At 66.4% G+C, this 25054-nt stretch carries 24 protein-coding genes, 1 pseudogene and 1 CRISPR repeat array; of the genes and pseudogenes, 3 read left to right on the top strand and 22 right to left on the bottom strand.

Features of this window, described 5'->3' with window-relative positions; all coding sequences use genetic code 11:
* Positions 1-241: 241 nt before the first annotated feature.
* From QZY44_RS27255 to QZY44_RS27150, 22 genes are all read right to left on the bottom strand, one after another.
* On the bottom strand, positions 242-961 hold the full coding sequence (locus QZY44_RS27255) for a transposase (RefSeq protein ID WP_295455500.1): 720 nt from the start codon (positions 959-961) through the stop codon (positions 242-244).
* A gap of 61 nt (positions 962-1022) precedes the next feature.
* Positions 1023-2119: a CRISPR direct-repeat array (repeat unit 37 nt; unit sequence GTCTTAATCCCCTTATGAACGGGTCTCAGATTTGAAC).
* 527 nt (positions 2120-2646) lie between these two features.
* Positions 2647-2967, bottom strand: coding sequence for a CRISPR-associated endonuclease Cas2 (cas2, locus tag QZY44_RS27250; protein WP_295455497.1), 321 nt, complete (start codon positions 2965-2967; stop codon positions 2647-2649).
* Positions 2968-3007: 40 nt separating this feature from the next.
* A complete protein-coding gene (locus tag QZY44_RS27245; protein ID WP_295455493.1) occupies positions 3008-3853 on the bottom strand; it encodes a CRISPR-associated endonuclease Cas1 in 846 nt (281 codons plus the stop codon).
* A complete protein-coding gene (cas1, locus tag QZY44_RS27240) occupies positions 3850-4827 on the bottom strand; it encodes a CRISPR-associated endonuclease Cas1 (protein ID WP_295455491.1) in 978 nt (325 codons plus the stop codon). The genes QZY44_RS27245 and cas1 overlap by 4 nt, the downstream gene beginning before the upstream one ends.
* Positions 4828-4831: 4 nt before the next feature.
* Complete coding sequence (gene cas2, locus QZY44_RS27235; protein ID WP_295455489.1) at positions 4832-5116, bottom strand: CRISPR-associated endonuclease Cas2; 285 nt, start codon at positions 5114-5116, stop codon at positions 4832-4834.
* A gap of 232 nt (positions 5117-5348) precedes the next feature.
* Positions 5349-5867, bottom strand: a complete 519-nt coding sequence (locus tag QZY44_RS27230) for an SAVED domain-containing protein (RefSeq protein ID WP_295455487.1) — start codon at positions 5865-5867, stop codon at positions 5349-5351.
* 9 nt (positions 5868-5876) lie between these two features.
* On the bottom strand, positions 5877-6191 hold the full coding sequence (gene csx16 / locus QZY44_RS27225; protein WP_295455485.1) for a CRISPR-associated protein Csx16: 315 nt from the start codon (positions 6189-6191) through the stop codon (positions 5877-5879).
* A gap of 275 nt (positions 6192-6466) precedes the next feature.
* Complete coding sequence (csx2, locus tag QZY44_RS27220) at positions 6467-7618, bottom strand: TIGR02221 family CRISPR-associated protein (protein WP_295455483.1); 1152 nt, start codon at positions 7616-7618, stop codon at positions 6467-6469.
* Positions 7619-7928: 310 nt separating this feature from the next.
* On the bottom strand, positions 7929-8183 hold the full coding sequence (locus tag QZY44_RS27215) for a hypothetical protein (protein ID WP_295455480.1): 255 nt from the start codon (positions 8181-8183) through the stop codon (positions 7929-7931).
* A gap of 43 nt (positions 8184-8226) precedes the next feature.
* Positions 8227-9216, bottom strand: a complete 990-nt coding sequence (cmr6, locus tag QZY44_RS27210; protein WP_295455479.1) for a type III-B CRISPR module RAMP protein Cmr6 — start codon at positions 9214-9216, stop codon at positions 8227-8229.
* 9 nt (positions 9217-9225) lie between these two features.
* Complete coding sequence (gene cmr5, locus QZY44_RS27205) at positions 9226-9603, bottom strand: type III-B CRISPR module-associated protein Cmr5 (protein WP_295455477.1); 378 nt, start codon at positions 9601-9603, stop codon at positions 9226-9228.
* 2 nt (positions 9604-9605) lie between these two features.
* Complete coding sequence (gene cmr4, locus QZY44_RS27200; protein WP_295455475.1) at positions 9606-10541, bottom strand: type III-B CRISPR module RAMP protein Cmr4; 936 nt, start codon at positions 10539-10541, stop codon at positions 9606-9608.
* A 9-nt stretch (positions 10542-10550) separates the two neighbouring features.
* Positions 10551-10781 (bottom strand): PIN domain-containing protein, encoded by a 231-nt coding sequence (locus QZY44_RS27195; RefSeq protein WP_295455473.1) that lies wholly within the window; start codon positions 10779-10781, stop codon positions 10551-10553.
* Positions 10782-10785: 4 nt separating this feature from the next.
* Positions 10786-11025: a hypothetical protein gene (locus tag QZY44_RS27190; RefSeq protein WP_295455471.1), complete on the bottom strand. Its 240-nt coding sequence runs from the start codon at positions 11023-11025 to the stop codon at positions 10786-10788.
* Positions 11026-11039: 14 nt separating this feature from the next.
* Positions 11040-12254 (bottom strand): type III-B CRISPR module-associated Cmr3 family protein, encoded by a 1215-nt coding sequence (locus tag QZY44_RS27185; protein WP_295455468.1) that lies wholly within the window; start codon positions 12252-12254, stop codon positions 11040-11042.
* Positions 12251-15271, bottom strand: coding sequence for a type III-B CRISPR-associated protein Cas10/Cmr2 (cas10, locus tag QZY44_RS27180; RefSeq protein ID WP_295455466.1), 3021 nt, complete (start codon positions 15269-15271; stop codon positions 12251-12253). Before cas10 ends, QZY44_RS27185 begins: the two co-directional genes overlap by 4 nt.
* Positions 15268-16395 carry a hypothetical protein gene (locus tag QZY44_RS27175; protein ID WP_295455464.1) on the bottom strand — a complete coding sequence of 376 codons (1128 nt, stop codon included), beginning with the start codon at positions 16393-16395 and terminating at the stop codon, positions 15268-15270. The genes cas10 and QZY44_RS27175 overlap by 4 nt, the downstream gene beginning before the upstream one ends.
* Before the next feature lie 88 nt (positions 16396-16483).
* Entirely contained in the window at positions 16484-17548 is a 1065-nt protein-coding gene (cas6, locus tag QZY44_RS27170; RefSeq protein ID WP_295455462.1) for a CRISPR system precrRNA processing endoribonuclease RAMP protein Cas6, read from the bottom strand.
* Positions 17549-17672: 124 nt separating this feature from the next.
* Complete coding sequence (csm6, locus tag QZY44_RS27165) at positions 17673-18875, bottom strand: CRISPR-associated ring nuclease Csm6 (RefSeq protein WP_295455460.1); 1203 nt, start codon at positions 18873-18875, stop codon at positions 17673-17675.
* A 143-nt stretch (positions 18876-19018) separates the two neighbouring features.
* Complete coding sequence (locus QZY44_RS27160) at positions 19019-20650, bottom strand: nitroreductase family protein (RefSeq protein ID WP_295455458.1); 1632 nt, start codon at positions 20648-20650, stop codon at positions 19019-19021.
* Complete coding sequence (locus QZY44_RS27155; RefSeq protein ID WP_295455502.1) at positions 20647-21336, bottom strand: endonuclease; 690 nt, start codon at positions 21334-21336, stop codon at positions 20647-20649. The genes QZY44_RS27160 and QZY44_RS27155 overlap by 4 nt, the downstream gene beginning before the upstream one ends.
* Before the next feature lie 115 nt (positions 21337-21451).
* Positions 21452-21916 carry a hypothetical protein gene (locus QZY44_RS27150; protein WP_295455456.1) on the bottom strand — a complete coding sequence of 155 codons (465 nt, stop codon included), beginning with the start codon at positions 21914-21916 and terminating at the stop codon, positions 21452-21454.
* A gap of 460 nt (positions 21917-22376) precedes the next feature.
* Here QZY44_RS27150 and QZY44_RS27145 point away from each other — a divergent pair, with 460 nt between their 5' ends.
* From QZY44_RS27145 to QZY44_RS35970, 3 genes and pseudogenes are all read left to right on the top strand, one after another.
* Complete coding sequence (locus tag QZY44_RS27145) at positions 22377-23018, top strand: hypothetical protein (protein ID WP_295455454.1); 642 nt, start codon at positions 22377-22379, stop codon at positions 23016-23018.
* Between the two features lie 37 nt (positions 23019-23055).
* Entirely contained in the window at positions 23056-24627 is a 1572-nt protein-coding gene (locus QZY44_RS27140) for a hypothetical protein (protein ID WP_295455452.1), read from the top strand.
* Between the two features lie 83 nt (positions 24628-24710).
* A pseudogene (locus QZY44_RS35970) lies at positions 24711-25054 on the top strand (hypothetical protein); the annotation flags it as partial.

Genomic DNA, 25054 nt, shown 5'->3' with positions numbered 1-25054 from the left:
TGGTGTAACACTCCAAGTCCGGTTCTGCGAGGAGTCGAGAGCGAACTGTCGTATGGCTGAGATAGCGTGGCACCGCCGGGAAACCAGGCGGCAAACAGAGAATACAAACTTCAGCCTACGCGACGGTAAGGACTCGGCTTACTCTCTGGGGAAAATGGCGACGGACAAAGGGAAAACGGGGAAAGGGAAAACGGGACGAAAACGGGGAGGACGAAAACGGGGACGGACAACGATTTCTTCGTCAGATTGGCAGTTCCATTTGCCCCGCATACCTCTCTGGAACTCGCGGTCGCCCCGGTCGACTGCGCCACGTCCGGCGCCCGAGCATGGCCGCGATCTCCCGCTGGAAGCGCTCGCTGCCCAAGGCAAACCCGCCGTTCGTCGCGGTACGGATCTCCCTCAGCACGTCTTGGGCGATCGCCGTGGCGATTAGATCCCGATAAGGGGCGCGGCGCGCCTCGTCGGTTTCTCCCAGGCTGGCATACAGCGGGTGCGGAGTGAGCAGCGTGTCCGGTACGCCGAGGGCATTGGCACGGTAGCTCGACGAAGGGTACGCGCCGGGATCGGCAACGAGACCCGCGCGCACCGGGTTGAGTTCGATATAGCGCTGACAGGCGAGCAGGTACCGGTCCCCCTCAATGATGGACGAACGGAAGCGCCCCTCGAACAGGGTGCCGGTTCTCCCATAGCTGCGGTTGACGTACTGAACGTATCGGAAACCGAGGCCCTTCATCAGTCGGGCCGCTGCTGGCTCGGTCGTCGGGGTGATCAGGATATGGAAGTGGTTGGTCATCAGTGCATAGGCATGCACCATTACCGCTTCCGCGGCAGCCAACTCACCGAGGGACCCGAGGAAATACTGCCGATCGGACTCGGAGAAGAAGATGGCCGCGCGGTCGATCCCGCGCGCGATCACGTGCAGGGGGTAGTTGGCTACAACGATTCTGGCATGTCTGGCCACGGTGGTGAGGTGGTGTGGATGGGAACGTCTCCTGAGTCTAGCAGAAAACGTTGTCTGTCCCCGTTTTCCGCCCTTATGAACGGGTCTCAGATTTGAACGAGTGGAACGATCGCACCGGTAAGCCGATGGGTGGTCTTAATCCCCTTATGAACGGGTCTCAGATTTGAACTGGGGTAACGGCGAACATCCCGGATTGGATTTTTGTCTTAATCCCCTTATGAACGGGTCTCAGATTTGAACCGCGCTGCGAGCACATCACCCCCACCGGCCCGCGGTCTTAATCCCCTTATGAACGGGTCTCAGATTTGAACAGAGCGCGCCGAATGCCCTCAACAGCCATCTTAGTCTTAATCCCCTTATGAACGGGTCTCAGATTTGAACAACCGGAGACGCAGAATGAAATTCGTCGCCAAGTCTTAATCCCCTTATGAACGGGTCTCAGATTTGAACGCGCTGGCGGTCGGTGAAATGGTATAGCGCAAGGTCTTAATCCCCTTATGAACGGGTCTCAGATTTGAACCCAAACTGTCACCCTTAGCGAGTAAAGAAAATGGTCTTAATCCCCTTATGAACGGGTCTCAGATTTGAACGAGTTGAAGCGCCGCACCCGGCACCCGGCCCCCCCGTCTTAATCCCCTTATGAACGGGTCTCAGATTTGAACGTCTCGTCGTCGCCATTGCTCGCCAGTCGCATGTCTTAATCCCCTTATGAACGGGTCTCAGATTTGAACTGGGCGACGCCCTACAACGTCTTCGAGCCCGGCGGTCTTAATCCCCTTATGAACGGGTCTCAGATTTGAACTACAGGGAACTCTCCCAAATGGCCGACTTGCGCGGTCTTAATCCCCTTATGAACGGGTCTCAGATTTGAACGATTGAACCCTGCGACCTTGACACGGCAACACGTCTTAATCCCCTTATGAACGGGTCTCAGATTTGAACAACCTGATTCAAAATTACTCCTCTGAGATTATCTTCGTCTTAATCCCCTTATGAACGGGTCTCAGATTTGAACTTGGCATAGCGCGATCAGCCGCGCTATTCAGGCTGTCTTAATCCCCTTATGAACGGGTCTCAGATTTGAACTTCAGAGACTCCAACACCGTGCGGTCCGGTGCGAAGTCTTAATCCCCTTATGAACGGGTCTCAGATTTGAACCGCACCGCCGAAAAACCGCGCTTGAAACAAGCTCCTGCGAAGGGGCTTGCGGGGTTTTTGGAAAGCCGAAAAGTTGGCGTTCCAGGGAGGGCCGGTGCGGTTCTCATCGTTTGTTGAGATTACTCGGACGGCGTTCCGCGTACAAGGGGTTGCGACGCAAGCCGGCAGCGCCGGGGCCGCGGACGCATGTTGATCCTCGGTGCGGTCGCAGGCGGGCGAGGCTTTGGCCGGTCCGGCGTGCAGAAGCGACTGCATTTCTTTGAATATCTGGGGGACCGCCACCGGCTAACGGACATGGCAGCCAGACCAGCCACCCCGGACGATGAAAGTGCTCGGTGGGAGCGGCTTTAGCCGCGACGGGACCTCGCGGGCCGCCGGTGCCTCGTCGCGGCTGACGCCGCTCCCACCGGGGCCCGCCGTGACTTTCACGGTAAGCCTCGACATCCGGTTGGGGGCGGATCGCTGCCGGCCGGTACGATAATCGTGGCCCGCGGGCTACCAGGTGGCGTGGGGGTTCTCCGGGGGGCTTAGACGATCAGGGGCGGGAGCTGGTGGCCGTTGCCCGCGAACAGGTCGAGGCCGGTGTCGTCGGCGCCGCGGCCGATCTGCACGATGTCGACCGCGGCGGGGAGCGGGTAGACCCGGATGTCATCGCGTTTGGGGTCGATGATGCTTTCCAATTCGCCCAAGAGTTCAGTGATCCGGGCCGGTGTGCCCGGGATTAAGAAAACGGAGTATTGCAGCGGAATGCCGTATTGGCGCACGGTGCGGTGTACCTCCACCAGACGCTTGGGGTCCATGGAGATGTCATAGGCGAGGACGTGCAGTTGGATGCGGTTCTTGGGCATGGCGGTGTCTTGCGTGGCGGCTGATGCGGGCGGGTTGTCCTCAGGTCTCGTGGATCAGCCAGCGGTGGAGTGTGCCGGTGATCTCGCGACCCCGCTCGGCGAGGCGCACGGCGCGCCCTTCAAAGACCTGCACCACTTCGCGCTGGGTCGGCGGTTGCAGGGCTTGCGCCGTGCGCCGGGCGGCCAGTTGGCGGGAGCGCAACCAGCCCAGACGCGCGGGTTCCAGGTACCAGGCCAGGACCTCGGTCAGGTCGCGGGCCAAGGCGGGCTGGCCGATCTGCCCGAGTGGCTGGCCGGCACCGATGCCGAGGTCTTGCAGGTGGGCCTGCATCCAGGCGAAGGCGAGCGCGCGCAGCCATTGCCGGGTCTGGACGGCGGCCGTCTCGCCCGCGAAGCGCTTGGCGAGGCGCTCGATCTGCGTCCGGCCCTGGACCGGGTCGCGGCAGGCGGCGTCGATGCCGATCTTGAGGCCGGCCCACTGCGCGGCGCGGCGCCGATAGTTGCGCAACCAGTAGCCGTACATGCCGGCCGCCTGGGGCAGGAGCAGGAACTCGCACAGGCGCTGGTACAGGTCGTCGTTCACCCCGGGATGTCCCGTGAGGCGGGCGGTGATCCGGCCCTGTTCGTCCATGAAGACGATGCTGATGCCGCGCTCGGCACAGGCCAGCAGGGCCTCGGTGCTCCAGCCGATGCTGGTGGCGCTGACGACGCGTGCGAGACGTACCAGCGGGAAGAGTTGCGGTGCATGCTCTTCGCGGCTGACACACAGTGCCGGGCCGTCGAGGCTCACATAGGTGTCGGCGACCGGCGCCAGATACAGCGGGCGGGCGTCGTTCGCGGCGGGGCCGGGGCGTGCCCCGGTGACGGGTGCGGTTTGGATGATCATGCGCACTCCTCGGCGCAGCGCTCAGGGGCACTCCCGGCGGTGCTCAGGTGCATGGCGAGCTTGCCGGTGAAGCGGCGCAACAGCCGCCGCAGGGGGCGCACAAAGGGTTCATAGGCGCGATAGAAGTGCTGCCGGCCGGTCTTGCCGAGCAGACAGGCATCATTCTCGCGGCTGAAGTGCTCGTCGGTCAGGGCGCGGGTGCGGAACTGTTCCCAGGCCCAGGCGTCGAGCCGGGGGCGCAGGGGTTCGATGAGGTCGCAGGCGAGCGATTCGCGACCGAAGACCAGGTCGTGGTAATAGCCGATCAGCGGGTCCAGGCCCGCGACCTGGCAGGCGCGCACCGCCTCGAAGTGCAGCATGGTGTAGCCGAGTGACAGTACGGCGTTGACCGGATCGCGCGGCGGGCGGCGGTTGCGCCCGGTGAAGCCCAGCGACGCGGGTAGCAGTGCCCCCAGTCCGCCGAAATAGGCGACCGCGGCGGCGCCTTCGATGCCCCGCAGGGTCTCCAGGCTGAGTTGGGGCTCGGCTCGCAGGCGGGCGCGGGCGGCCTTGAGCCGGTCCTGGGTCTCGGTCAGGGTGCGGCGCAGGTCGGGGCGTTGCAGCAGGCCGCGTCCGATCAGGCGGCTCTGGCCCTGAAGCTTGCCCAGCACCAGCCGCTGCGCCCATTGCCGGCGCCAGGCGGCGTCGCCGTAATGGCGGTACTGGCCGATGCGGCGGGCGGCGTCGTTGTGCGCCGCGCCCTGGACGGTGGCGACCCGGGTGCCGTTCCAGCCGCCGAAGACCAGCACGCCGATGCCGTTGGCGGCGAGGCGGGCCAGGATGCCGCTCTCCAGGGTGACGGTACTGCGCATGACGACCCGCTCCAGCAGGTGCAGTGGGACCGTGGTCTGACGGGTGTCGCCGGCATAGACGGCCAGGGCCTTGCCTTCGAGCTTCAGCGCCAGGTCGCGGCGGTCGAGATAGAGTGTGGTCATGGCTTCAGCCCACGTAGAACCAAGGCGGATCGGTCGGTTTCACGGCGATACCGAGCGTGCGGATATGCCCGCGCGGATCGAGGCGCAGGAGGAAGAAGCGGTCCTCGGTCGGATCGATGACGCCGCGGACCTCGGCCAGCAGTTGGCGGCGTTCGGCCGCGGTCAGGAAGCACTCGAAGACCGATTTTTGCCGGCCGCTGGCATAGCCCTTGAGCACCTTGAGCGCGTCGCGCAGCCGCCCGGGGTCGGCGACGTCATAAGCGGCCAGATGGAGGATGCGGTGTGACATGCGGCCAGGTTAAGGCCGCCGGGTCAGGTGTGCTGGTTTGGCAAGCTTGCGAGTGCGCCGCCGGAGCGAATGTCGATGCGGCTGACCATCGTTAACGCGCCCGTGGGAGCGGCTTTAGCCGCGACGAGCCCGCGGCAGCGTGCGAGGTCCCGTCGCGGCTAAAGCCGCTCCCACCGGGTCCTGGCCTGACTTTGAGGGGACGCTTGGCGGTCTGTTGATGCCTGGAAGTCGCCTAAGGATCAGGACGCAGCGGGCCGAAGTTGTGATAGCCGTCGGGGTCGTGTTGATAGACCATGACCCGGTGGCCATTGGCCAATTCGGCGCCCACGATGGCCGCCACCGCGGCCGGTCCGGCGTGGAAATAATGGACGGTGTCGGCGCCGGTGGCGATCAGCCGCCCGGCGGCCTCGCGAACCTCCTGAGCCAATTGCCGGATGTCCTCGGGTGTCAGCCGCCGGCTGCGTTCGACGACGATGATCCGCTCTTCAGGGATCGCCCGCAGGGCCTCGTGGGCGGTGCGGAAGCGTTCGACGCCCATGCGGATGTCGCGCCCGGTCAGGAGGTCGACGATGAGGATTGCCGGCCGCTGTCCGGGCTGGGCCCGGACCTCGCGAAACCAGCGGCGGCGGCGGCGCCGCCCGCCGATGACGACATCGAACCAGGTCCAGAAGACCGGAACGGCGAGGATGATGCCGACCACGACCCCGATGGGTTCGAGCACGCCCATGATCGTGTTGGTGAGTTCGCTCATGGCCTGACCTTATTGCGCGGTGTGTTGGGTGTCTGGGATACGGCTCACCCGGTACTCCTCGATGCGGGCGGTGCAGTCGCGCATCTGCTCCGCGGTCAGTTCCCGTCCGCGCAGCGCGGCGGGCAGGTCGATGGAGAGGTGCAGATAGCACCCGCCACGCTCGCAGACCGCGGCGGCCAGGTTGACCGGCAATGAGCCGATGACGCGGTCACCTGGTGCGATGACGGCCGGGTCCAGGTGGTCGATCATCTGATCGACCACAATGCCCTCGCCGGCGGCCCAGTCATGGGCGCCGGGGTGGCGGGAGACGAAGTAGGTGGTCATGTGCGTGGTCCAGGTGTAGGGGCGGGATGCACCCGCCTGACGGTGGTCATCCGCGAGGCGACTGGGCCTGGGGGCGGCGCACCCCAGTGAGACTGTGCAAGTATTTCTTGTAGGTTGGGCGCAGGAACGAAGCCCAACAAGCCGCCAAACGCAAAGCGCTGAAATGTTGGGGTTCGTTCCTCACCCCAACCTACGACATTGCGATTATTTCGGGTCCGGAGCGAATACTTGCCCAGTGCGGCGCCTCCAGTGGCCGGGTTGATGGTCAAGGTCGCTCACAGGCTCTGCAACAGGTTGCGAAGGGTGCGCTCCAGGGTTGCACGATCACTGATGATCTTGGTGACCTTCTGGTCTCTGGGTCGTACCCCATGGGCCAGGGCGTTGCGTATCCAGTCGAGGGTCCGGAAGGCCTCTTTGGTCTTGAGGGAGCGGCGGGCCGAATCGCGGGCGTCGTAGTCAGTCATGCCGCCCGGCAACTTGGTGACCTCGGTGCTGATGATCGACTCCAGGCCGTAAATGGCAGCGCGGACGTAATCCCCGCGGTTCAGATACTCCTGTGCGAGTGCGCGCTCCCACTCGGCGCGGGTGCCGCGCCGATACCAACTGATGCGCTCATGCAGGGCGTCGCTGAACAGGGCCGCCGCCGGGTCATCGGGCGGGAAGCGATCCGCCCGCCCTGACCAGCCGGTGAGTTTTTCCCGGGCCTTGACCGGGTTGCTGGTGCGCTCGAAAAAGCCGGCCTCCTCAAGGAGCTTGCCGGCCGGCCCCAGCAGGGGGGCGAAGGCCCCGTAGTCGCCATCCTTGTCGTAGGTGTGCAGGGCCTGGAGCCAGTCGGCGATGTGCAGCAGGCCGGCCAGGTCGTGCACCGGGGCGGCGCCGCTGTCGGGATCGTAGGCGCCGTACCAGATGCCGCCGATCTCGGCCCCGCGCACGCTGCGCAGGTGCAGGGCGGCCAGGATGGCGAGCATGGGCAGGTGGCGGAAGCCGTGGGTGACGTCCAGGTCCACCCGGTCGCCCGTGCCGACATGCCCGGCCATGATGCGCAGCAATTCGACCTGCTCGGCCGTGTCGCGGGCGTAGGGGATCAGTTCCAGAAAGACCTCGCAGCCCAGGCGCGCGCGCAGGTGCGGCGCCCAAGGGGCCAGATGTGCGGCGCAGACACGCTTGCCCGCGACCGCGTCGAGCAGGGCCAGCGCGTCGTCGTTACCCGCCTGGAAGGCCGGCTCGTCCTCGAAGAGGTGGTCCCACATGCTCCCGGCCGTGCCCAGGATGACCAGGCGACGGGGGCGCAGCCGCCGTTGCAGTGACCACCCGAAGAAGGCCGTCGGCGGCTCGGCGCTCCCGTCGCCGAAGTCATAGCGGGTGGGGCGGTAGCCGCTCTCGGTCTTCGGGGTGCGGCCGAGGAAGGTCAGTAGAATGTTGGACATGGCACCTCTGAGTCGGATTTTCTGGAGTCAGCGGGGGCGTTTGAACGCATCCGTTCGCTTGCCTGCCCCTGGCCGGGCAGGTCCTGCTCTACCAGGCTCCAAACCGCTGTTCGACGGGAAGGTCTTTGAACGAGGGATCGGAGCAGATGTCTTGCCAGTTCATGGTTCACCTCTGGACGGGGTCAGTTCCCGGCGAGCCAGCCTTTGACCAGCAGGGTGTTCTGGTACTCTCGATCCTTATCCGGTCTCCTCGCCTGGCTGGCCTCCTTCCACTCTTTCCTGGCGCGCATGGTCTTCTCCAGCCAGCGGGCTACGGCGCCACCCGCTCGGTACCTGGCCAACGACCCTGCTTGACCGCGCCGATGACAAACGAGATGTCCGACTGGCTCTTGTCGGTCCGCTGTTCGAGGAACTGCACGATGTCCCGCTCCAGCGGATCGAGTCGTTCCAGTTCCGCGGCGCGGGCCTCGGCCTGGCGCCTGGTCTGCTCTGCCGCTCGTTCTGCCGCTTCCCGAGTCTCCTGATCCTTACGCGCCTGTTCTTCGGCCTTCAGATCGCGCGCCATTGCGCCATAACCCACCGCCGTCTTAGCGCCGAAACCGAGCCAGTCAAAGGCATGAGTGAACACGCTCTGGAGTAGCGGTTGCCAGGTCGGCCGCAACCCTGCGGGGGAGGTCAGGGGCCGCGCAGATGACATGAAAGTCGAATTGAGAGTCCGGCGGGATCGCGAGAAACGGAATGGGATTGGGTTGGTCGGCGTCGTTGGGGGTGCCGCCGTGCTGGTAGTAGTCGCTGTGGTGGGGGGGCATGATCTCGACCGACAGCGCGCCTTTGGCCGGGCGCGGGAAAACATCCCAGAAGGTCAAGGCACCCCGAGTCTGGATGTCACCGCGGACTTGGATTTGATCGAGTTCATCGAGAAACTGACCCGGGTTCGCGAGGTAGCGGTCCCGATCCTTGCCCCGGGGGATGACCCGGCAAATGAAGGCCGGCAAGTCCGGGTGGTCAGCGAGCGTGCCCCGATGGGTCAGGAAGCGCTCGCGGAACCGGACACGGCCTTCTTTGGCCTCATCCGACACGTCTTTCTGTTCGCTTGCGCTCAAAGGCCACCAGGCCCCGGCCGCACCCTCGAAACCGAACAGCCACCAGACATCCAGCAGGGTGAGCACCGGGGTGTCCCCCTGGGCGAAGTCTTCTGGAAACAGGGCGAGTTCCTCCGCCGCGCGGCGTAGCACACCCTTGACCCCGGAGCCGGCCAAATAAGGTAGGCCGCAGGGGGTGAGGAAGGCAAAGCCATTCTCGACCGGGTGCTCATTGCCCAGGCCGGTGGCGAAGGGGGCGCTGGATATGCCGGCGACACGCAAGCCCTCGGGAAAGGCGGCGAAGAGGTTCTGCTGACGGGTGCGCAGTCCGTCGAGCAAGTCGAGGACGGGTGATGGGATGCGCGTACATGATTGGAGCGCATCCTTTTTGATCTTGTCCAGGTCCCAATTGTCCTGCCAGATCGGAAAATAGAGGTGGAATCGGTGGCCTGGCGCGGCGGCGTTGAACTTGTCAGCGACGGCGGCGATTGATCGGATGACGGCTTCCTGAGTCATTGCATCACCTCAAACGGCATCGACGAACTGGCGTATCCATTTCAGGATTTCCAGCGATTCATCGGTCGCCCGCATATAGGTTTGGGAATCCGCGCCGGCCAGTCCTTCCATGAATGGCGAGAAGGTCTTGAGGCCCTGGCCAGGCGCGAGCTGCTGAGACCAAACCCGACTGGCGAGCCAACGAGTCACCTGATCGAGGAGTGCGCAGTGGGCATCCTGTCTTTTCCCGTTATAGAAGGCAAGGGTCGGCATCAGTCCGCTTGACATGATCAAGGCGGGCGCACCTTTCGCCAGAGCTTTGTATTCTTTGCTGAATGAGGTTTTCATGCTGGTGCAGGCGCATTCCCACGCAAACGCAGCCCGCTGCTGATCGAGTGTTTTGGCCATGATCAGGCTCCCTTCCCGAGCGTTTGCACGAGCACCAGTCCGCGACCGGTGGTGGCGTCGCCACCGATTTGCAGTGGCTTGCCGCCGATCCCGGGCCGGCCCTCCCGTCCCTCGAATACGGTGCCTAGAACTGCGCCGGCGTCCAGTTCGTCCTGGCGGCGGTCGCTGTCCTTTTTGCGTCGCTCCAAGGTGGCCTGGGCGAGCCCGGCCATGATGGTCTCCGGGGGCAGGTTCTCGGTATAGAAGAGCCCGCCGTCATCGGCAGTGCCCGACTCGTCGTCGATGCGCACATGGGGCTCGACCACCATGGCGTGGCGGGCGAAGTGGGAGAAATCGCTGTCGTTCAGAATGACCAGATCGCTCCTGAGTTTCTTCGCGAAGAAATCGTCAGCGACCGAAAACACGTGGCCGGCCAGCCAGTCCGCGATGGTGGCGCAGTCGTCCGCGGCACGCTTGAACTCGAAGGCTTCGAGGATCAGCCGGTCCTGGGACAGGCACCGCTCGGTCGCAATCTGGGCCTCGCCGTCCGCGACCTCGGGGACAGGCCATTTGGTCTCCACCTTTGCCAATTCCGCCAGCCGCTTGACCCGGGCCAATGCCAGGGGGCAGGTCGCGTAGACATAGGCGCCTTTCAGGGAACGCACCGGGAGCGCGACCAATTGGGCATCGGAGAGCGACAGTGCACCGGCGAAATCGGGATTCGTTTCTGGGCCAAAAATGCGTCCGATGAGTCCGTCGGACTTTTTGTCTTGCTCGCCTGGCCAGGCGCGGTTGAAGTGGTGCCGCAAGGCCCCCTTGAGACCGGCCCCGGCAAAGCTCGGGTGCTGGGTATGCACCTCGCGCTGAATGGGGTTGTCGATGGCGCCGATGGCGGAGCCGGCGCCCATGTGCACGGGGGTGACGGCGTAGTAGAAGACGAGGCGGGTGGCGTCAAACATGGGGGTTCCTCAGGGCAGTTGCTCGATCGATACGGTTTGAATGTGGCCGGCGGCGGCCTGATCCAGTCGTCGGTCATTGGTCCAAAATTCGTCGCAACCATAGATGATGGCGGCGGCCAGGTGCATGGCATCAGCGGTCTTTAGGCGATACCGCGCCCGCAGATCCGTGGCCAGATCGAAGACCGGACGCGAGAGGGTGGCGTAGCCGATCGCCCAGGAATCCCAGTAGATGGTACGCATGGCTTCAATCCCAGCTCGCCCGTTCTTCCGCAAGATAGGCATCGGCTTCTTCCTTGGTCAGGCGCTTGTGCGGCATCCTGTCGAGTGCGCTGAAGAGCTCGTCGAGGCTCTGCTCCGCTTGGACACCCGTTGTATCGTTTGCCAACACGATGACCTCCACCTGGCCGGTCGGTATCTCGGCAGGGACCTCGATGCGCAGGCAGCTGTCGGCGCCCACGACGGCATTCAATCGAACAGCTTGCATGTCATTTCACTCCATCAGACCCAGGCCGCGAGCCAGGCGAGGTTGAAGCCCTCGGCCCGCCGTTGTGAATCGGGATTCTCACCCCAGAGCCCATCCGTCACCCAACTGGCAAGCTTGTCAATGGGTCCTTGCAGGTCCTCGAACCAATAGACACTGCCGGCCGGGGCGGCGCGCTGGGCATCCTTGGGATGCCAGGTGAACAGGTTCCAGCCGGAAACGATCTCGCGGCGGGGGACGGCGGCACACACCAGGCGGGCGGTGCAGCCAGCGATTCGCAACAGATAGTGCCCATCCGAATGCTGGACCCCCGGGGGCAGCCAGCCATCGGCGAATAACCCCGGCATGGCGAGGATGAGCCGGAAGCGTCGGTTCGCGGCGATGGTGTCCAGCGGCGGTTTCGGGGGCCGGTAGTCCAACCGTTGATAACGCGCCCCCCGGCCGTCTCCGCCGAGGCGCAGGAAACCGGTCTCCGGCAGGAGTCCATCGGCCCCCTGGAGGCCGACCAGAAATCCGGTCGCGGCGAATGGCCGGGGTGGCGGGTTGGCGCCGGCGGGATCGGCCGCGGGGCTGAAGGCATGGCCCTCGGTGGTATAGATCAGTCCGGATTCCACCGTCCCCGCCCCGCCATTGAGCCCGATGCCTAAGCGCGGATCACGGGTATGCAGGTCTCCAGCCTTGACCGCGCTGGTGGCGGGATCTGGCGGCTGGCCGGCCAGGTGGCTCTGCCACCCTGTCAGGCTCAGATAGACGCCGCCTTCCGGCTTGGTCTGTTTCTGGGTGTGCAGGACTGCCACGTAGGGCAGTTTGCGACCATCGGCGACCAGTGATGGTGCCGCCAGCGGTTTGAGTGGGGCAAAGCCGTCCGTGAGCTTGAGCAGATCGGCGGGCAGCGCGAATACCGGCGTAACGGCCTCGACACCCTGTGCCGTCTTGTGCCCGGCGAGCGTCACCCAAGCCACCCGAAAATCCCCCGGCTTGGCGACCTCGCCCGTCTTGGGGTTCAGGGTGCCCAGGGCCGCGTCCAACCTAGCGTCCCCGGCAACACCCTGCCGCACGAATTGGGCCATGGCCTCGGGATGTCGACCCAGAATGGCGGAGCGGAAGGCCCCGGCGAAGAGCGAAGGGGGCGGCGGCATGGGGCCGCTGCCGTGTTCGCCGGCATCGCCAAAGGCAAGATTGCCGCGGACGAACAGGCTGTCGACGGGTTCGACGAAGTAGAAGCGGGTCATGGCCGGCCTCCCGGGGTTGGATGGTCGCCCGAAGTCCCGGTCGGGGCGGTGCGGGATTCGCGGGCAAAGAACTCGGCAGTGACGAGGAAATGATCCAGTGCGGAGAGTGGATGCTCGGGACGGACCACATCGCAGATGAAGTCGACGATCTCCCGCGCCAGTTGGGCCACGCGCTGCTTCCCGGCCTCGTTCTTGTTCTGGCGGTCGAACTGATAGGCGAGGCTGCCCGCCAGTTGGGCACGCCAACGGGTGTCGGCGATGTCGGCGCGTTCGTCGGTCAACCCCTCGAACCAGAGTTGCGCCCGATAGATGGCCCCGCGGGAAAAACTGGTCTGCGCCAATTCGTCGCGTAGGTCCTTCATGAGCCGCAGGGCGCTGGTCCCGACCTCCGGCCGCTGGTTGGCACCGACCGGCCACCAAGGGCTAGTAACGCTGACCTCCCCGCCGCCGCGCTTGAGGACTCGGATGCAGAAGGCGTCGCGATCGATGTCCTTCCCAGCAGCGTTCTTGCGCCGGTGGTTCTTGGCGCGCGATTCGGCCTCGCGCAATTGCCGCAGGACCATCCCCAGCGGGGCCTGATGGTGCGCCACCACGGCGCCCAGGGAGGCGGTCGCCTTGTGGCCCATGAGGGTCATGAGGCGCCCTTCGAGCAGACCGAATCCGTCCTTCAGTAGCAGGTCCCGTTGACGCTCGCCGCCCCCGGGACGCAGTTCGCCGATGCGCTCCCCGAGTCCCATATTGGCGTGCGGGGCGAGACCGCTGTAGGCCAGCCGGAGCAGCTGCATGGCGTCGAACAGGTCGTCCACCGCCACCAGGGCCAGCACATCGTCACCCCCGGCATAGAGCAGCTTGCCCTTCACGCAGTCCTCTACGACGTGCCGGGCCAGATGGATCGAAAAGTCGTTGAGCGCCCGCGAGATTGCTGCATGACGGGCGGGTGAAGGCGGACGGAAGGCGTGCAGGTAAGCGCGTAGGGTTTCGTTGTGCTGAGCGAAACGATCGACCTGATCCCGCACCTGCGGGTGCCAGGTGTCGCGGTAGCGGAGTTGGTATTGCTCCTCGTTGCCGGCCAGCCAGGCGCCCATGCGGTCGCCGTCCATCTGGATGAGGGCGTAGTAGGTCTCGGGGCGCTTGCCGAAGAGATCCTTGGTCAGGCGGGCGATTTCCCCCACTCGGATTCCTGTCCCTTCAATCTCCGCAGCCGCGTCCTCGTCATCGCGTAATCGCTCCAACAGGGCCGGCAAGCGCTTCGCAACCGTCAGCATGGCCGGTCGCGCGCGTAGCGCTTTCATCAGGCGTCTCGGCAGGACGGCCGGTTCCAAGTCGATGGCCTTCAGGACGGTTTCGAGTGTGGTGAGTGCCGTGGCGGCCTCGATCCGTTGCTGCGGGGCATACAGGCTCAGTTCCACGGAAGTGGAGACCGCCAGGGCATGGGTGCTGACCACGAAACGATCCAGGCGTTGCCCGATGATGTGGCCCACCCGTTGTGCGAACAGTGTCGGCCACAACCGCTTCGTGGTGCAAACGGCGCACAGGTGCTCCCCCTCCTTGGCCCAGGACCGGCGTTTGCGGGCGAGTTCCCCCCAGACGCTCTCGTGTTTGCGATCGTTGCGGTTCTGACCTAGCAGGTTCCGACGGTCGGTCAGCCATTCCCGTTCGCCGCATTGGGTGCAGCGGTGGCCTTCCTGGGTGAGGGGCGCAAAGGGCCGTGCGGCCTTTGCAGCGGCAAGCGAGCGCTCGGCCAGCTCATAGACCGCCGGATAAAGGATACCGGCATTGGGTTGCCAGAACTGCCAGCCATTGAGGTCGAGCTGTTGCGACAGGACCTTCCAGGTGGCGTCGGAGAAGACTCCCTCCCGGGACATCTCGGGATGGATGGCGGCCAAGGCGCCTTGCAGTTGCGTGCAGGCCTGGGCGGTGTCGCGCACGTCCGACGACACGGGCCAGGTGGCGGCGGCCCAGAAGGCCTCCGGAAACTCTGCCATCTGGTCGGCGATCTGTTGGGAGGTGGTGTCGGTCAGCGCCCGTTCGACCTCACCGAACACTTTGGACGCGGCCTGCCCGGCGATCTCCAGGACCCGCTGCCGGGCCGCCGCAATGGCCCCCTCGGCCAGTTCACGCGCCCGTTTGGACGGGACCAGGCAGACGAACTTGTTGGGCAAGGCCGCCGCAAAGAGCGGGTTGGTGTCGTCACCCCTGGTGATGAACTCCGCTTTGATCTCCTCGAACAGCGGGCGGAAGGCGTCGCTCTGTGCGAGCAGCCAGGCATCCACAGCCGGTACTCCGCGCAGGGCCGGGAAGAGCACCGCATCGGGGCCAAGTTCGGAGACGATGGTCTGTAGCGCCTCCCAGACGATGGTGGAGAGCAGGTGCGATCCGGCCCACAGGTCGGAGGTGGAGCGCGCCTGGGCGATGAACCCCTGGACCGGACCGAAGCTCATGGCCAGCAGGGCGGGTTGATCGCCGTCCGCCAGGGCGGTGTGCAGGGCCGATACCGTGTCGAGATGGGTCCAGATGCTATGGTCCGGCGTGCGGGTGTCAGCGGGCAGCATTTGCCACAGGCCGCCAAGTTCCTTCGCCCAGTGGCCGGCCTCCGGGCCGAAGCGCCAGAATGCGAGAAAGGTCAGGCGCGGATCATGGCCGACCTGCGAGGCCAACTCTGCGAAGTGGTCGAAGCTCAGGGTCTTGAGCGGTGTGACCGCGATGTCGGAGAGTTTTCCCAGTTCCAGCGGCTCCCCCGAGAGCGGATGGATCAATACCGGACGCTCAGTAAACCGCACATTCGCCCAGGCCGGCCGTGGCTTACCAACCTCGCACGGCCAGTTGGGGCGATCCGCGGCGGCGGCCAGCCAGTCGGCGCGTTTGTCGAAATCGCCGTAGGAGATGCCGAGCGCCTCGCGCAGGCGCTGCACCGTGCCCCATTCGTGGCCCTCGGCGTCGCGCATAAGGATCAGGGCCTTCTCCGCCGGATCGTGGAGCCAGGCGGCGAGTTTGAGGTTCCAGTTGGTCATGGTCATTTCGCCTCCCCAAGCGGCTCGAGCCGTGGCATCCGGTTGAGTGCCCTATGGATATCGGCCCAGACCTGGGCCTGGTTCGCTGTCACCCACTGTTGTTGAGCAGAACTCAGGCGTTGAAGCAAGGCATCGGGAAAGCCGTGCGGAATGTGAAATACGATTCCGACCAAGCCCTCGGGTGTAGCGCAGACCTTGAAGCGCAATTGTGTGGCGAGCCGGGCCTCCTCGTCGTCCCGCGAAGGACGGCCCTTCTTGAACTCCGGAAGCTCCCAATGGCCACCAGCCGGGTAGCCAAGAAGATGGATACCGCTAATCTTGCCGGGCTTGCCAAAGGCTTTGGCGACCCGGCGTATATCGACTTTAATATTGGCGAGTGCCCCCATGGCTTTCCGCCAGTTCTCATAGGGCTGAGTCACCCAGATCAGGGGACGGCCATCTTCCGTCCCCAAGGCATGAGGCCAATCACGATCCAGGCATTGACGCCACTCGCGACCGACTGCACCGATCAGGCGGTGATCCAGCGTAGGCACTGGCGCGAGTTCCGGTGAACGATCCTTGGCGGTGAAAGCAAAGGAGCCCCAACCATTTCGGGATCGGCTGCCAATGGTTCCGAACCAAGCCATCAGTTGAAGCGAGTCGGTCAGTTGTTGCGATTCTTCGGCCATGACCCTGAAGACGGCCTCATCATTCGGCGCGAGCGCCGCACGAATGGTGATCGACGCGAGTCCTTGTTTCTTGCTAGGTGGCGACACTGGGCCGAACCCGAGGTATACGTCGGCCCGGACGGAACCCTTGCCATCCGCTGTCGTGATGACGGACTCCATCGTCCCGCCAGGCCATGCGGGAGTGCTTAGTTTACCGGGATTCCAATGATCCAACCGCAAACTCACGCGACTACGTCGGAAGTTTGGACGCCCTCGCGAATCTGCCAGCCAGGCGTTACCAAACAGATTGCCTTCGGATTCGCGCAACGCGGTATGGTCGTACTGGTGTGATGGGGCACTGACGACCCGCCACCACTGTCGCAGCAACGCCTTGAACGGCGGCGTACGCCACTGCCCCGCCTGCTCGGCATTTCCGAGAAATGCCGGGGTGTTGAAGCGAACCTGATACGCATACTGAATCATTGCGTTGTCTCCTCAGTGGATTCCTGTCCTGGGTGTTGCGGTGGACGGCAGCCGTGTCTAATCGACGATGACAGACAGTCTGCGCTTATCACCCGTCTGGGGCTGTGTTGGCAAGCTTGCGATCGGCCGCCGACTCGGGCGCGGCAAGCACTCGATAGCCCCCCAGCCCAAAGGCCGTCCCCTTGCCGACGTGGGTCCACTGGCCGAGCCAGAAGGCGGGCCACAGGTCGGGGAGGGCGGGGCCTTCGAGGGTGAGTTCGCCGATCAGGCCGCCGAACTGCATCAGTGAGTCCTGGCGGGAGGAGTAGCGGGTCCACTCGTGCCAGGAGAGGCCCTGGGGTTGTAGCCGCAGCCCGGCCGTGGCGCGGGCCGCCTGGTGCAGGTCGAAGCCGTCGGGATTGCCGCCGTGCAGGCGGGCCAGGGTGCGCAGGCGGCGGTAGAGCGCCTGCACCAGGTCGGCGGTGGTGAGATCGCGGACGCCGAGGAAGTGCCCGGCGCGCTTGATCCGCAGGGGTGTGACGAACCGCAGGCGCAGGCCGTCCGGGGCCGGCGGAACCGTCGGCGGGATCGGCTCAAGCGGCTGGTAAACGCCGTCCCCCAGGTTGTAGACCTCCTGCCAGTCGTGCGCGCCGGGGGCCGCTTCGCGCAGGACGGCCGTCAGGGTGAAGCGGCCGCCGGCGCGGCCGACACCCAGTTGGCCGGCGAGGCCCAGGGCGTGGATGAGGTAGGGGGCCTGGGCGATGGCGTCGCCGATCAAGTTGATGCCGAGTTCAAAGGGTGCCCCGGCGGCCAGTTGGCGTGGGGCGGTGGGGTCGATGACGAGGACGAATGGGTGGGGCAGGGCGCTGTAACCGTCCCCGTCCGACTGCTCGGCGGGGGTCTCGAACAGGGTCGAGTAGACGCAGTTGCGGATCAGCAGACAGCCCGCGCAGGTTGGCTGACGGGTGACGCAGGCGGTGCGGCGCAGGCCGTGCCCGAGCAGCCCGCGCCAGGCGGAGCCGGCGTATTCGGGGAACCGGATGGGCTCTTGGGCCTCCAACTGAAAGCGCAGGCGTGCCAGCGAGGGAAAGGACAGGGCCGGTGTCGGGCCGCCTGGCGCGTCCGTGGGGTCAGGGGAGAGGTCCGTGGCTGGCCTGGTGCTGGGGGTCGGCATGGCATCAGTTCCTCGTGTTGCGTCGGCCGGCACCGCGGTCGGCCACCGCTGTTCCAAGACAGGAATCATACTGCGCATTTCAATGTTTTGCGCGTTTCTCAAGGCGGGATGGCCGACAGGATGCTCAAGGCCGGCCAAGGACCCCGCCAGGTGCCGGAACGGGTGCAAACCGGATGGCCGGGGGCGGCAGGGCGAGCGCGTAGCCGCCGCCGTCGGTCTCCTGCAAGACCAGGTAGGGGCGTGCCGCCAGGGCCCCGAGTTTGTCCCTCAGGGTCTTGTTGAGCTTTGAGTTCTTGGTGTTGAAGTAATCGGGGAGCATGCCGTGACGCAGGCCGAAGGCGGCGCGTGTCTTGCCGTCCTCGTCGAGCAGTGGGTCGATGCGTTTGAGTTCGGCGAGGAAGGCGGCGCGATAGGCGCTGCCCCGCCCTTCCGCGTCCTTGTCGGTGATCCCTGGCAGGGGCGGCTGGCCGGTTTGGGCGCGGCGGGCGAACCAGGCGAGGAAGGCGAGTTCGGTCGGTGGCAGGGCGATGATCCGGCCACCGGCGCGGACCCGCCGGGCGTGCAGATCGATCACCAGTTCGCGTTCGGACAGGGCCTCCTGGACCACGCTGACGCAGTCGGAGAAGCGCGCCCGGCCCTCCAGCAGGGGGCGGTGCTGGGCGCTGCCGAGCCGCACGAAGGGGAGCCAGGCCAGGTCGACCTGGGCGGTCTGACAGTCGTAGGCCACCTCCTTGCCGCCCTGGTTGACGTGGATCGGGCGCTCGTGGCGGGTGGGATAGTAGAACTCGGGATGGCCCTCGAAGGGGGGCGAGACCAGTACGTGAGAGAGGCGGTCCTGCGGGCGTCCGAACAGCGATAGGGCATAGCCGGCGAAATAGCCCATCGTCTTGCGCCCGCCGGCGAGTGAGACATGCAGGGCGCTGTCGGGGTCCGCGGTCAGGTCACGGACCCGCTCGGTGATGAAGTCGGCCGCGCAGACGTTGTCCGCCGGGCTGCGCAGGTCCTCCAGCGCGGTGCCGTTCGGTCCGGGGATGACGTGGATCTGGTCGGGCGAGAACTGGATTGGCGGCAGGGTGTACTCCCGGCGCAACTGCTCCAGCCAGGCGATACGGGGCGAGAGCAGATTCAGTCGCGCGTGTTCGGCGCCCCGCAGGGTGGTGATCAGGTGGACCTCGGTCGGGATCAGCGCCGGGTCGGTGGTCCAGAGTGCGTAGATGGTCTCGGTGACGATCTGAGGTGACAGGCCGGTCACGGCGAGCAAGACGCGACGGGGGTAGGCGGCGACGCCGGTGGTGGGTTCGTCGGCGGTCTTGGTCCTGGCATGCATCGCGATGATCCTCCGATTGTCTGGCCCGGTCACACCGCGGCGGCTCCGCCTCTCTGGCCCTTCCGCCCGGCCTCGGTGGGTGCGGATAGGATGCCGTGGGGACCGCTGCGCTGCTTGTTTCGCAAGCTTGCGGCGGGGAGGACTCAGCCGCTAGGGTGTAGGCCAGGGTCGCGGGGCTCCCGATGGGTATAAGGCGCCTGCGTGTGCAGCCGCGGGTCGTCCACCGGGGTGCCGACCGTGAAGTGATAGAGCGATTGCCAGCGGGTGTCCGCGATACCCAGCAGTCGGTGCATGGCGTCGTCGAAGAAGCAGCCGATGCCGGTGCCGCGCACGCCGGCCGCCTCCGCCTCCAGATAGAGCACCTGACCGAGCAGGCCGCACTCCCAGAAGAGTTCCCGGTAGTGCCAGGGACCCGCCGCCAGCGCGGCATCGAAGTCCGCCAACATCCCCACCGCGAAGGCGCTGTCGGCGGCGATCTCCTGGTGGCAGGCGAGTTGGCGCGCCGCCACCTGGGTCTCGCCCAGGGCCAGCGCATACAACGGCAGGTGCGCGGGTGCGCCGGACACCGGGTTCCAGCGCCAGTCGCGCCGCAGACCGGTGCGCAGCGCCGGGAGTGCCGCGCCGTCGCGCACCAGCAGATAGAGCCCGGGGGGGATGTCCGCGACCCGGTGGACGAAGAGCGCCAGGTGGACCCGAGGCCGCCCGGCCCAAGCGTCCAGTGGCGGCACCCCGGGGCGCGGCAGCAGGGCGTCGAGCATGGCGAACCAGCGTTGCGTCGGCAGTGGGCTTAAGCCGTCGAAGTCCTGGGCGCTGCGCCGTTGGCGGATCAGGTCGGCCGCCGGGAGTACGCAGTGATTGGCCAGGAGCGACGGCAGGTGCGGGTCCGCGGCTGGGCCGGGACTGGGGGCGGCGGGGCGTTCACCGGCCGCCGCGACCGTCGCGATCCCCGGCCAGTCCCGATAGTCCTGGCTCAGTCGATTCGCCCGTCCGCTGAAGTGCCGCTCGATTCTGGTCAGGCGGGCCAGCTGCGCCGCGTCCGGTTCCCGGGGGCCGACCCAGAGTGCCAGGTCCGGGGCCTCTTCGTGGCCCGGGTCGAAATCGTCGCGGCGATCGAGCCCCAGCAGACGGGCCAGGTCCTGATCACCCCAGGGTAGGACACCGATGCGCCAGCCCAGCACGGCGGCGGCATAGGCAAGCGCGGCCAGGGCGTGGCCCAGGTCGAGCTGGCAGTAGCGGTAGGCGCGCAGGCCGTATTTCCAGGCCTCCCGCCAGTGGATGCTGGTCAGCGCCAGGACCAGGGGGGCCGTTGGCGGGGCCGGTGGTTGCGCCTGTGCGTCCCGCGCCCGCTGTTCCAGGCGGTGGTCGCGGCTCACATAGTGCCAGACGCCGCCCGCCAGATCGGGGCGCGGGTCGGTGATCAGATAGCACTCGGTGGGGTGCAGATTGCCGCTGGAGGGGTTGCAGCGCAGCGCCCAGCGGGTGTCCCCGGCGGACTTCCAGGCCGAGAGCCCCAGGGCCAGTTCCAGGAGCACGCCCAGGTGCGCGCGGTCCACCGGCGCCGCGGCCGGCCGCTCACCGGCGCGCATGTGGTCGAAGAGCACCCGGTGCGTATCCGCCGCCAGGGGCAGGTCGATCGCCGGCGCGCCCGCGAAGACCCGGAAGGGGTCCGGTTGATTGGCCCAGTCCAGCCCGCCCGGCCCCGGGGCATAGCGCTCGGGGTGGTGTTTGCTGGCGCGGTGATAGTCCTGGACGCGTTCCAGGTCGGTCGCGGTCATGGGGGTCTCCGTGTTTGTCCTGGAAGAGAACTGCCGATCTCATGACCCGTGGGGCACCCGCTGCGCAGGCAGCAGGTCTGGCAGCGCGGGCGCTTGCGGCAGACGTCCTTCCCGTGGCGCACGATCAGCGCATGATAGGCGTTGAACAGCGGCACGTCCGCGCCCAGGGCGGTCTCGAAGGCGTCGCGGATGGCCTCGTAACCCTCATCGCCGCCCAGCAGCCCCAGCCGGCTGAAGACCCGCCGGGTATAGGCGTCCACCACGAACACGGGGCGCTCAAAGGCATAGAGCAGGATGTCGTCCGCAGTCTCCGGACCGATGCCCGGGATGTCCAGCAGATGGCGGCGCAGCCCCTGGGTATCCAGTGCGGCGAGCCCCGCCAACCCGCCGCCGGCGAGAAATCCCTGGCAGAAAGAGCGCAGGCGTCGGGCCTTTACATTGAAATACCCGGACGGGCGCAGCGCGTCCGCCAGCGCGGCCTCGTCGAGTGCCAGGATCGCTTCGGCCGTGAGCGCGATGCGCCCCGTCAGACGCTCAAGCGCCCGCTCCACGTTGGTCCAGGCGGTGTTCTGGGTCAGCACGGCGCCGACCATGACCTCGAACGGGGTCTGCGCCGGCCACCAGCCCTGGGGGCCATAGGCGGCCTCCAGGGTGGCGTGGACGGTGCGGCAGTCGTCGCCGTTCATGATCCTTGGATAGACGAGGGTTCGCACCCGTATTCCTTTGTCCGAAAAAGAGAAACCGCCTGCGGGCGGCGCTGCCCCCTAAGCCGGACGCAAGCCGCGTGCGACAAAGGCTGATTCAATGGTTAGTATGTGGCATTGGTCGGGACATGGCAACCAGCGCCCGGAGTCCGGCCAGTGAGTTCGCGGCTACCCGTCGCGGCCTGGGGGCCGCTCTTACGCCGCGTAGGAGCGGCCCCCAGGCCGCGACGAGTTTGAGCGCGGGCTGGCCGACTCGAATATGGATCAATGCCGACGAGGGGTTGAAGGTGGCACCACCTGCATGAACAAGCGATTCGCCATTGCACTCTCCTTCCCCAGTGAGCGCCGGGCCTTTGTTTAGCAGGTGGCCCAGCGCCTGGCCGATCAGGTTGGGCGTCACCGGGTGCTCTACGACAGCTATTACGAGGCCGAGTTTGCCCGGCCCAGTCTCGACACCCATCTTCAGCGCCTCTATCACGATGAATCCGCGCTGATTGCGGTCTTCCTGTGCGCCGATTACGAGCGCAAGGAATGGTGCGGGTTGGAACTGCGTGCGTTTCACGACCTCATCAAGCGCAAGCAGCTGGACCGGATCATGCCGCTGCGCTTCGATGCAACGGAGATCCCGGGGTTCTTTTCGACCGACGGCTACGTCTGGATCGACAGGCAGCGCGGGCCCGCGGAAATCGCCGGGCTCATCCTCGAACGCTGGCGGTCGAACGCCGCCAAAGTAGGCGCGGGCGCCGCCCCGATTTCTGTCCCTCTCTCCGAGTCTGACAACCCCTTCGACCCCTGGACCCCCGCCGTGCCGCCCGCCTTCGTGGGGCGCCTGGCGATACTGCGCGAATTGGAACTGGCGGCGCGGGAGGGCCGCGGGGTGTCGCTGGTCAGGGAGTGGCGCATGGGCAAGACCTCGATCCTGCGGACCCTGGCAGGCGAGCGCGCTGGAACAGGGGCTGCGGGTCTGCCTGGTCTCCGGGCAGGGACTCGAGGGGGCTGGCCAGCGGGCGCTGGTGGCGCGGGTGATCAGCGACGACCGGCCGGACCCGGGGCTTGCCGCTGCCGCGGCGCTCGACGCGGTGCCCGAGACGGCGGACGGTGCGGCCGATCGGCTCGCCACCTGGTGTGCCGCGGGCGTCGGCGGGGGCGCGGCCCGTCCGACGCTCCTGCTCGACGAGGCGCAGATCCTGCTCACCCGCTGCGAGCCGCGCTTCCTGGAGCGGCTGCGCGGGCTGCTCAGCGACCGGCGCCTGTGCCTGGTGCTTGCCACGCGCCGCACCCTGGATGCCGTCTATCAGGACCTGGGGCGCACCTCGCCTTTCGGGAACCTGTTCGCGCTCCAGCGTGTGGGCCTGTTGGACGGGCCGTCCGCCCGCGCACTCATCGCCCGCGGCGCGGACCGCTGGCAGGCGGACGCCCCCGACTGGCTACTGGACTGGGCGGGCGCGCACCCCTTTTGTCTCAGCCTGCTGGCGCGGCGGCTGTTTGAGGCCCGGGGTGGCGGGGAGTCCCGAAACCGGGCACTGGACCGGTTCCGCGATGAATCAGACGGTCATTTCAAACTCTGGTGGCCGGCTCCGGGCGAGCGTGACCAGGGGCGCCTGCGCCGCGCCGCCCGGGCGAGCGGGTGGATGACTTCCGGCTGCGGGAGCGGGGGTTGCTGACCGATGACAACCGTCCCTTTGCACGGGTGCTGGGCGCATGGCTGAACGAGCAGAGTTAGGCGACCTGCCCGGAGTCTGGACGCTCCGCTGGTGGATGCTGATGCGGCCCGTGAGTCTCCACCACCGGCTGAAGGGCCTGGGTATCAAGCCGGGCGAGGGATGGCGGCTGTGGCGGACCGGCGGGCTGTCCCGCGTCGACGTCGGACGCATAATGGGCTTGCTGCTCGTGGCCACCCCCATCGTGGCACTGGGGCTGGGTCCGTTGTTCGCCGCGGCGGGGTTTGAGGTCGATGTTGTTCGCGTGGCCCTCGGCCTGGCCTCCGGCTTGGCCTTCTGCGTGGCCGTCAGTGCCAGCCTCGACGTGGTCCTAGACGTGACCTTCGACGTGGCCTTCGGCGTGGTCCTCAGTGTGGTCCTCGGCGTGACCCACGGCGTGACCCATGGCGTCGTCGGCGGCGTGGCTTTTGTTGCTGGCTTCCTGCGCCTACCGCTCTATCTCATCGAGGTGCCCTGGCAACTCCTCGCGTTCGCGTCCCAGCGCGCGGCCAGTTGGATCACGCTCGCCTGGAGCCCAGTGCTCCACCATGAGCTGAGCTATCTGCCGCTCCCGTTCCTCGCCCGGCACATCCTCGACACGGCCGCGCTGGATTCGGCGTTGGCCCGCTGCGCATTCGACGCCTGTGCGGTCGCACCCGGCCAACGCCGGGCCGGCCGTCGCGCGCTCGCCCAACTCCGCGCCCAGGAATTAAGCGACTTGGCCCGTCGCCGCGCCTTCCAGTCCCTGCGCGACCTGAGCGGCGACTGGCTGCCCGACGCCGCTGCCGCGGACGGGACCTTCGCCGCACTGCAAGAGGTCGGGCGCTATCTGCGCTCCGCCGAGTTGACCCTGCTCCCCGATCAACAGCGTGAGCAGATCCTGGCCGCCCGTGAACGGCTGCGCGGACTGGACAACGCACTGCTCGGCGGCCGGGACCTGGAGCCACACATCCTTCGCCCCGCGGTAGCCGCATGGCGCCGCCTCGTGGACGATTGGCTTAACGAGATCCAGGCGGCGGTGGCCCTGGTCCTCAACCCATTCCGTGCCGGTGACCCGCTGGACCTGGAGTTCGGTCGGGAGGTCTTCCGCGGGCGCGAGCCGCTCGTGGCTGAGCTGGAGTTCATCCTCGGCGACCCGAACCATACCCGCCCGGTGGTCCTGGACCTGCTGACGCGGCCCACCGACGGCTTCCCGACCGACGCCATCCCGACCGAGTTGGCCGAGGCGGTGTGGGGCCGCACCCTGGGGCAGCCCTATCTCACACAGTTGTACGGCCAGCTCATCGTCGAGCGCTTGAATCAGGAGGGGCGGCGGCAGGCGCAAGTCACGGACTGTGCCGCCGTGGAGCCCCGGCTGCTGGGCCAGGCCGGTCCGCATTATCTCAGTCACGTCGTCCAGGCCGCCCCCGAACCCGCCCGTCGCGTGCTAAATGCACTCGCCCGCGGCGAGACCCTGGATCTCGATACGCTGGACCGGCCCATCCGCCGCTATCTGCGTCGCCGCTCGCTGATCACTGAGTCGGGTACCTTGGGCATTCCGGTGCTGGGTGCCTATCTGTTGCGGGAGGACTAACGTGATGCGGGCGGCCTATTGGCACGCTCTATGTCGGTGTCACCAGCAATCTGACCAAACGCGTCTGGGAGCACAAGAACGACTTGGTCGAGGGCTTTACAAAGCGCTATCGGGTACATCTGCTGGTCTATTGCGAGGGGCTCGACACGATGGCCGACGCCATTGCGCATGAGAAGCAGATCAAAGGCTGGCGGCAGGCGCTCAAGATCAAGACGATCGAATCGGTGAATCCGGACTGGCGGGACCCTTATGCCGATATCGCCTCGCCGCTAATCGAAAAGCGCCTACTTGCGCTAAGAAAAGCGGACCCACCCAGTGCGCACTGGATGACTGAATCGTTTGGGTCGTTGGTGAAAAGCCAGCCGTCGTCACGGTCCGGTTCCCCCCAGGAACCGGGCCGTGGCGAGGGGCCTAGCCGCGGGCGCGG

It is taken from the genome of uncultured Thiodictyon sp. (assembly GCA_903837595.1).
Lineage (GTDB): Bacteria > Pseudomonadota > Gammaproteobacteria > Chromatiales > Chromatiaceae > Thiodictyon.
This window is presented reverse-complemented; position numbering and strand designations above follow the sequence as displayed.

Coding starts and splice junctions, on each gene's coding strand:
- QZY44_RS27245 (WP_295455493.1), bottom strand. CDS start 3,853: ATGATCATCCAAACCGCACCCGTCACCGGGGCACGCCCCGGCCCCGCC.
- csx2 (WP_295455483.1), bottom strand. CDS start 7,618: ATGTCCAACATTCTACTGACCTTCCTCGGCCGCACCCCGAAGACCGAG.
- QZY44_RS27230 (WP_295455487.1), bottom strand. CDS start 5,867: ATGAGCGAACTCACCAACACGATCATGGGCGTGCTCGAACCCATCGGG.
- cmr5 (WP_295455477.1), bottom strand. CDS start 9,603: ATGGCCAAAACACTCGATCAGCAGCGGGCTGCGTTTGCGTGGGAATGC.
- QZY44_RS27160 (WP_295455458.1), bottom strand. CDS start 20,650: ATGACCGCGACCGACCTGGAACGCGTCCAGGACTATCACCGCGCCAGC.
- QZY44_RS27190 (WP_295455471.1), bottom strand. CDS start 11,025: ATGCAAGCTGTTCGATTGAATGCCGTCGTGGGCGCCGACAGCTGCCTG.
- cas10 (WP_295455466.1), bottom strand. CDS start 15,271: ATGACCATGACCAACTGGAACCTCAAACTCGCCGCCTGGCTCCACGAT.
- cas2 (WP_295455497.1), bottom strand. CDS start 2,967: ATGCCCAAGAACCGCATCCAACTGCACGTCCTCGCCTATGACATCTCC.
- cmr4 (WP_295455475.1), bottom strand. CDS start 10,541: ATGTTTGACGCCACCCGCCTCGTCTTCTACTACGCCGTCACCCCCGTG.
- csx16 (WP_295455485.1), bottom strand. CDS start 6,191: ATGACCACCTACTTCGTCTCCCGCCACCCCGGCGCCCATGACTGGGCC.
- QZY44_RS27215 (WP_295455480.1), bottom strand. CDS start 8,183: ATGGCGCGCGATCTGAAGGCCGAAGAACAGGCGCGTAAGGATCAGGAG.
- QZY44_RS27195 (WP_295455473.1), bottom strand. CDS start 10,781: ATGCGTACCATCTACTGGGATTCCTGGGCGATCGGCTACGCCACCCTC.
- csm6 (WP_295455460.1), bottom strand. CDS start 18,875: ATGCATGCCAGGACCAAGACCGCCGACGAACCCACCACCGGCGTCGCC.
- QZY44_RS27155 (WP_295455502.1), bottom strand. CDS start 21,336: ATGAACGGCGACGACTGCCGCACCGTCCACGCCACCCTGGAGGCCGCC.
- cas1 (WP_295455491.1), bottom strand. CDS start 4,827: ATGACCACACTCTATCTCGACCGCCGCGACCTGGCGCTGAAGCTCGAA.
- QZY44_RS27185 (WP_295455468.1), bottom strand. CDS start 12,254: ATGACCCGCTTCTACTTCGTCGAACCCGTCGACAGCCTGTTCGTCCGC.
- QZY44_RS27140 (WP_295455452.1), top strand. CDS start 23,056: ATGGCTGAACGAGCAGAGTTAGGCGACCTGCCCGGAGTCTGGACGCTC.
- QZY44_RS27175 (WP_295455464.1), bottom strand. CDS start 16,395: ATGATTCAGTATGCGTATCAGGTTCGCTTCAACACCCCGGCATTTCTC.
- cmr6 (WP_295455479.1), bottom strand. CDS start 9,216: ATGACTCAGGAAGCCGTCATCCGATCAATCGCCGCCGTCGCTGACAAG.
- cas6 (WP_295455462.1), bottom strand. CDS start 17,548: ATGCCGACCCCCAGCACCAGGCCAGCCACGGACCTCTCCCCTGACCCC.
- cas2 (WP_295455489.1), bottom strand. CDS start 5,116: ATGTCACACCGCATCCTCCATCTGGCCGCTTATGACGTCGCCGACCCC.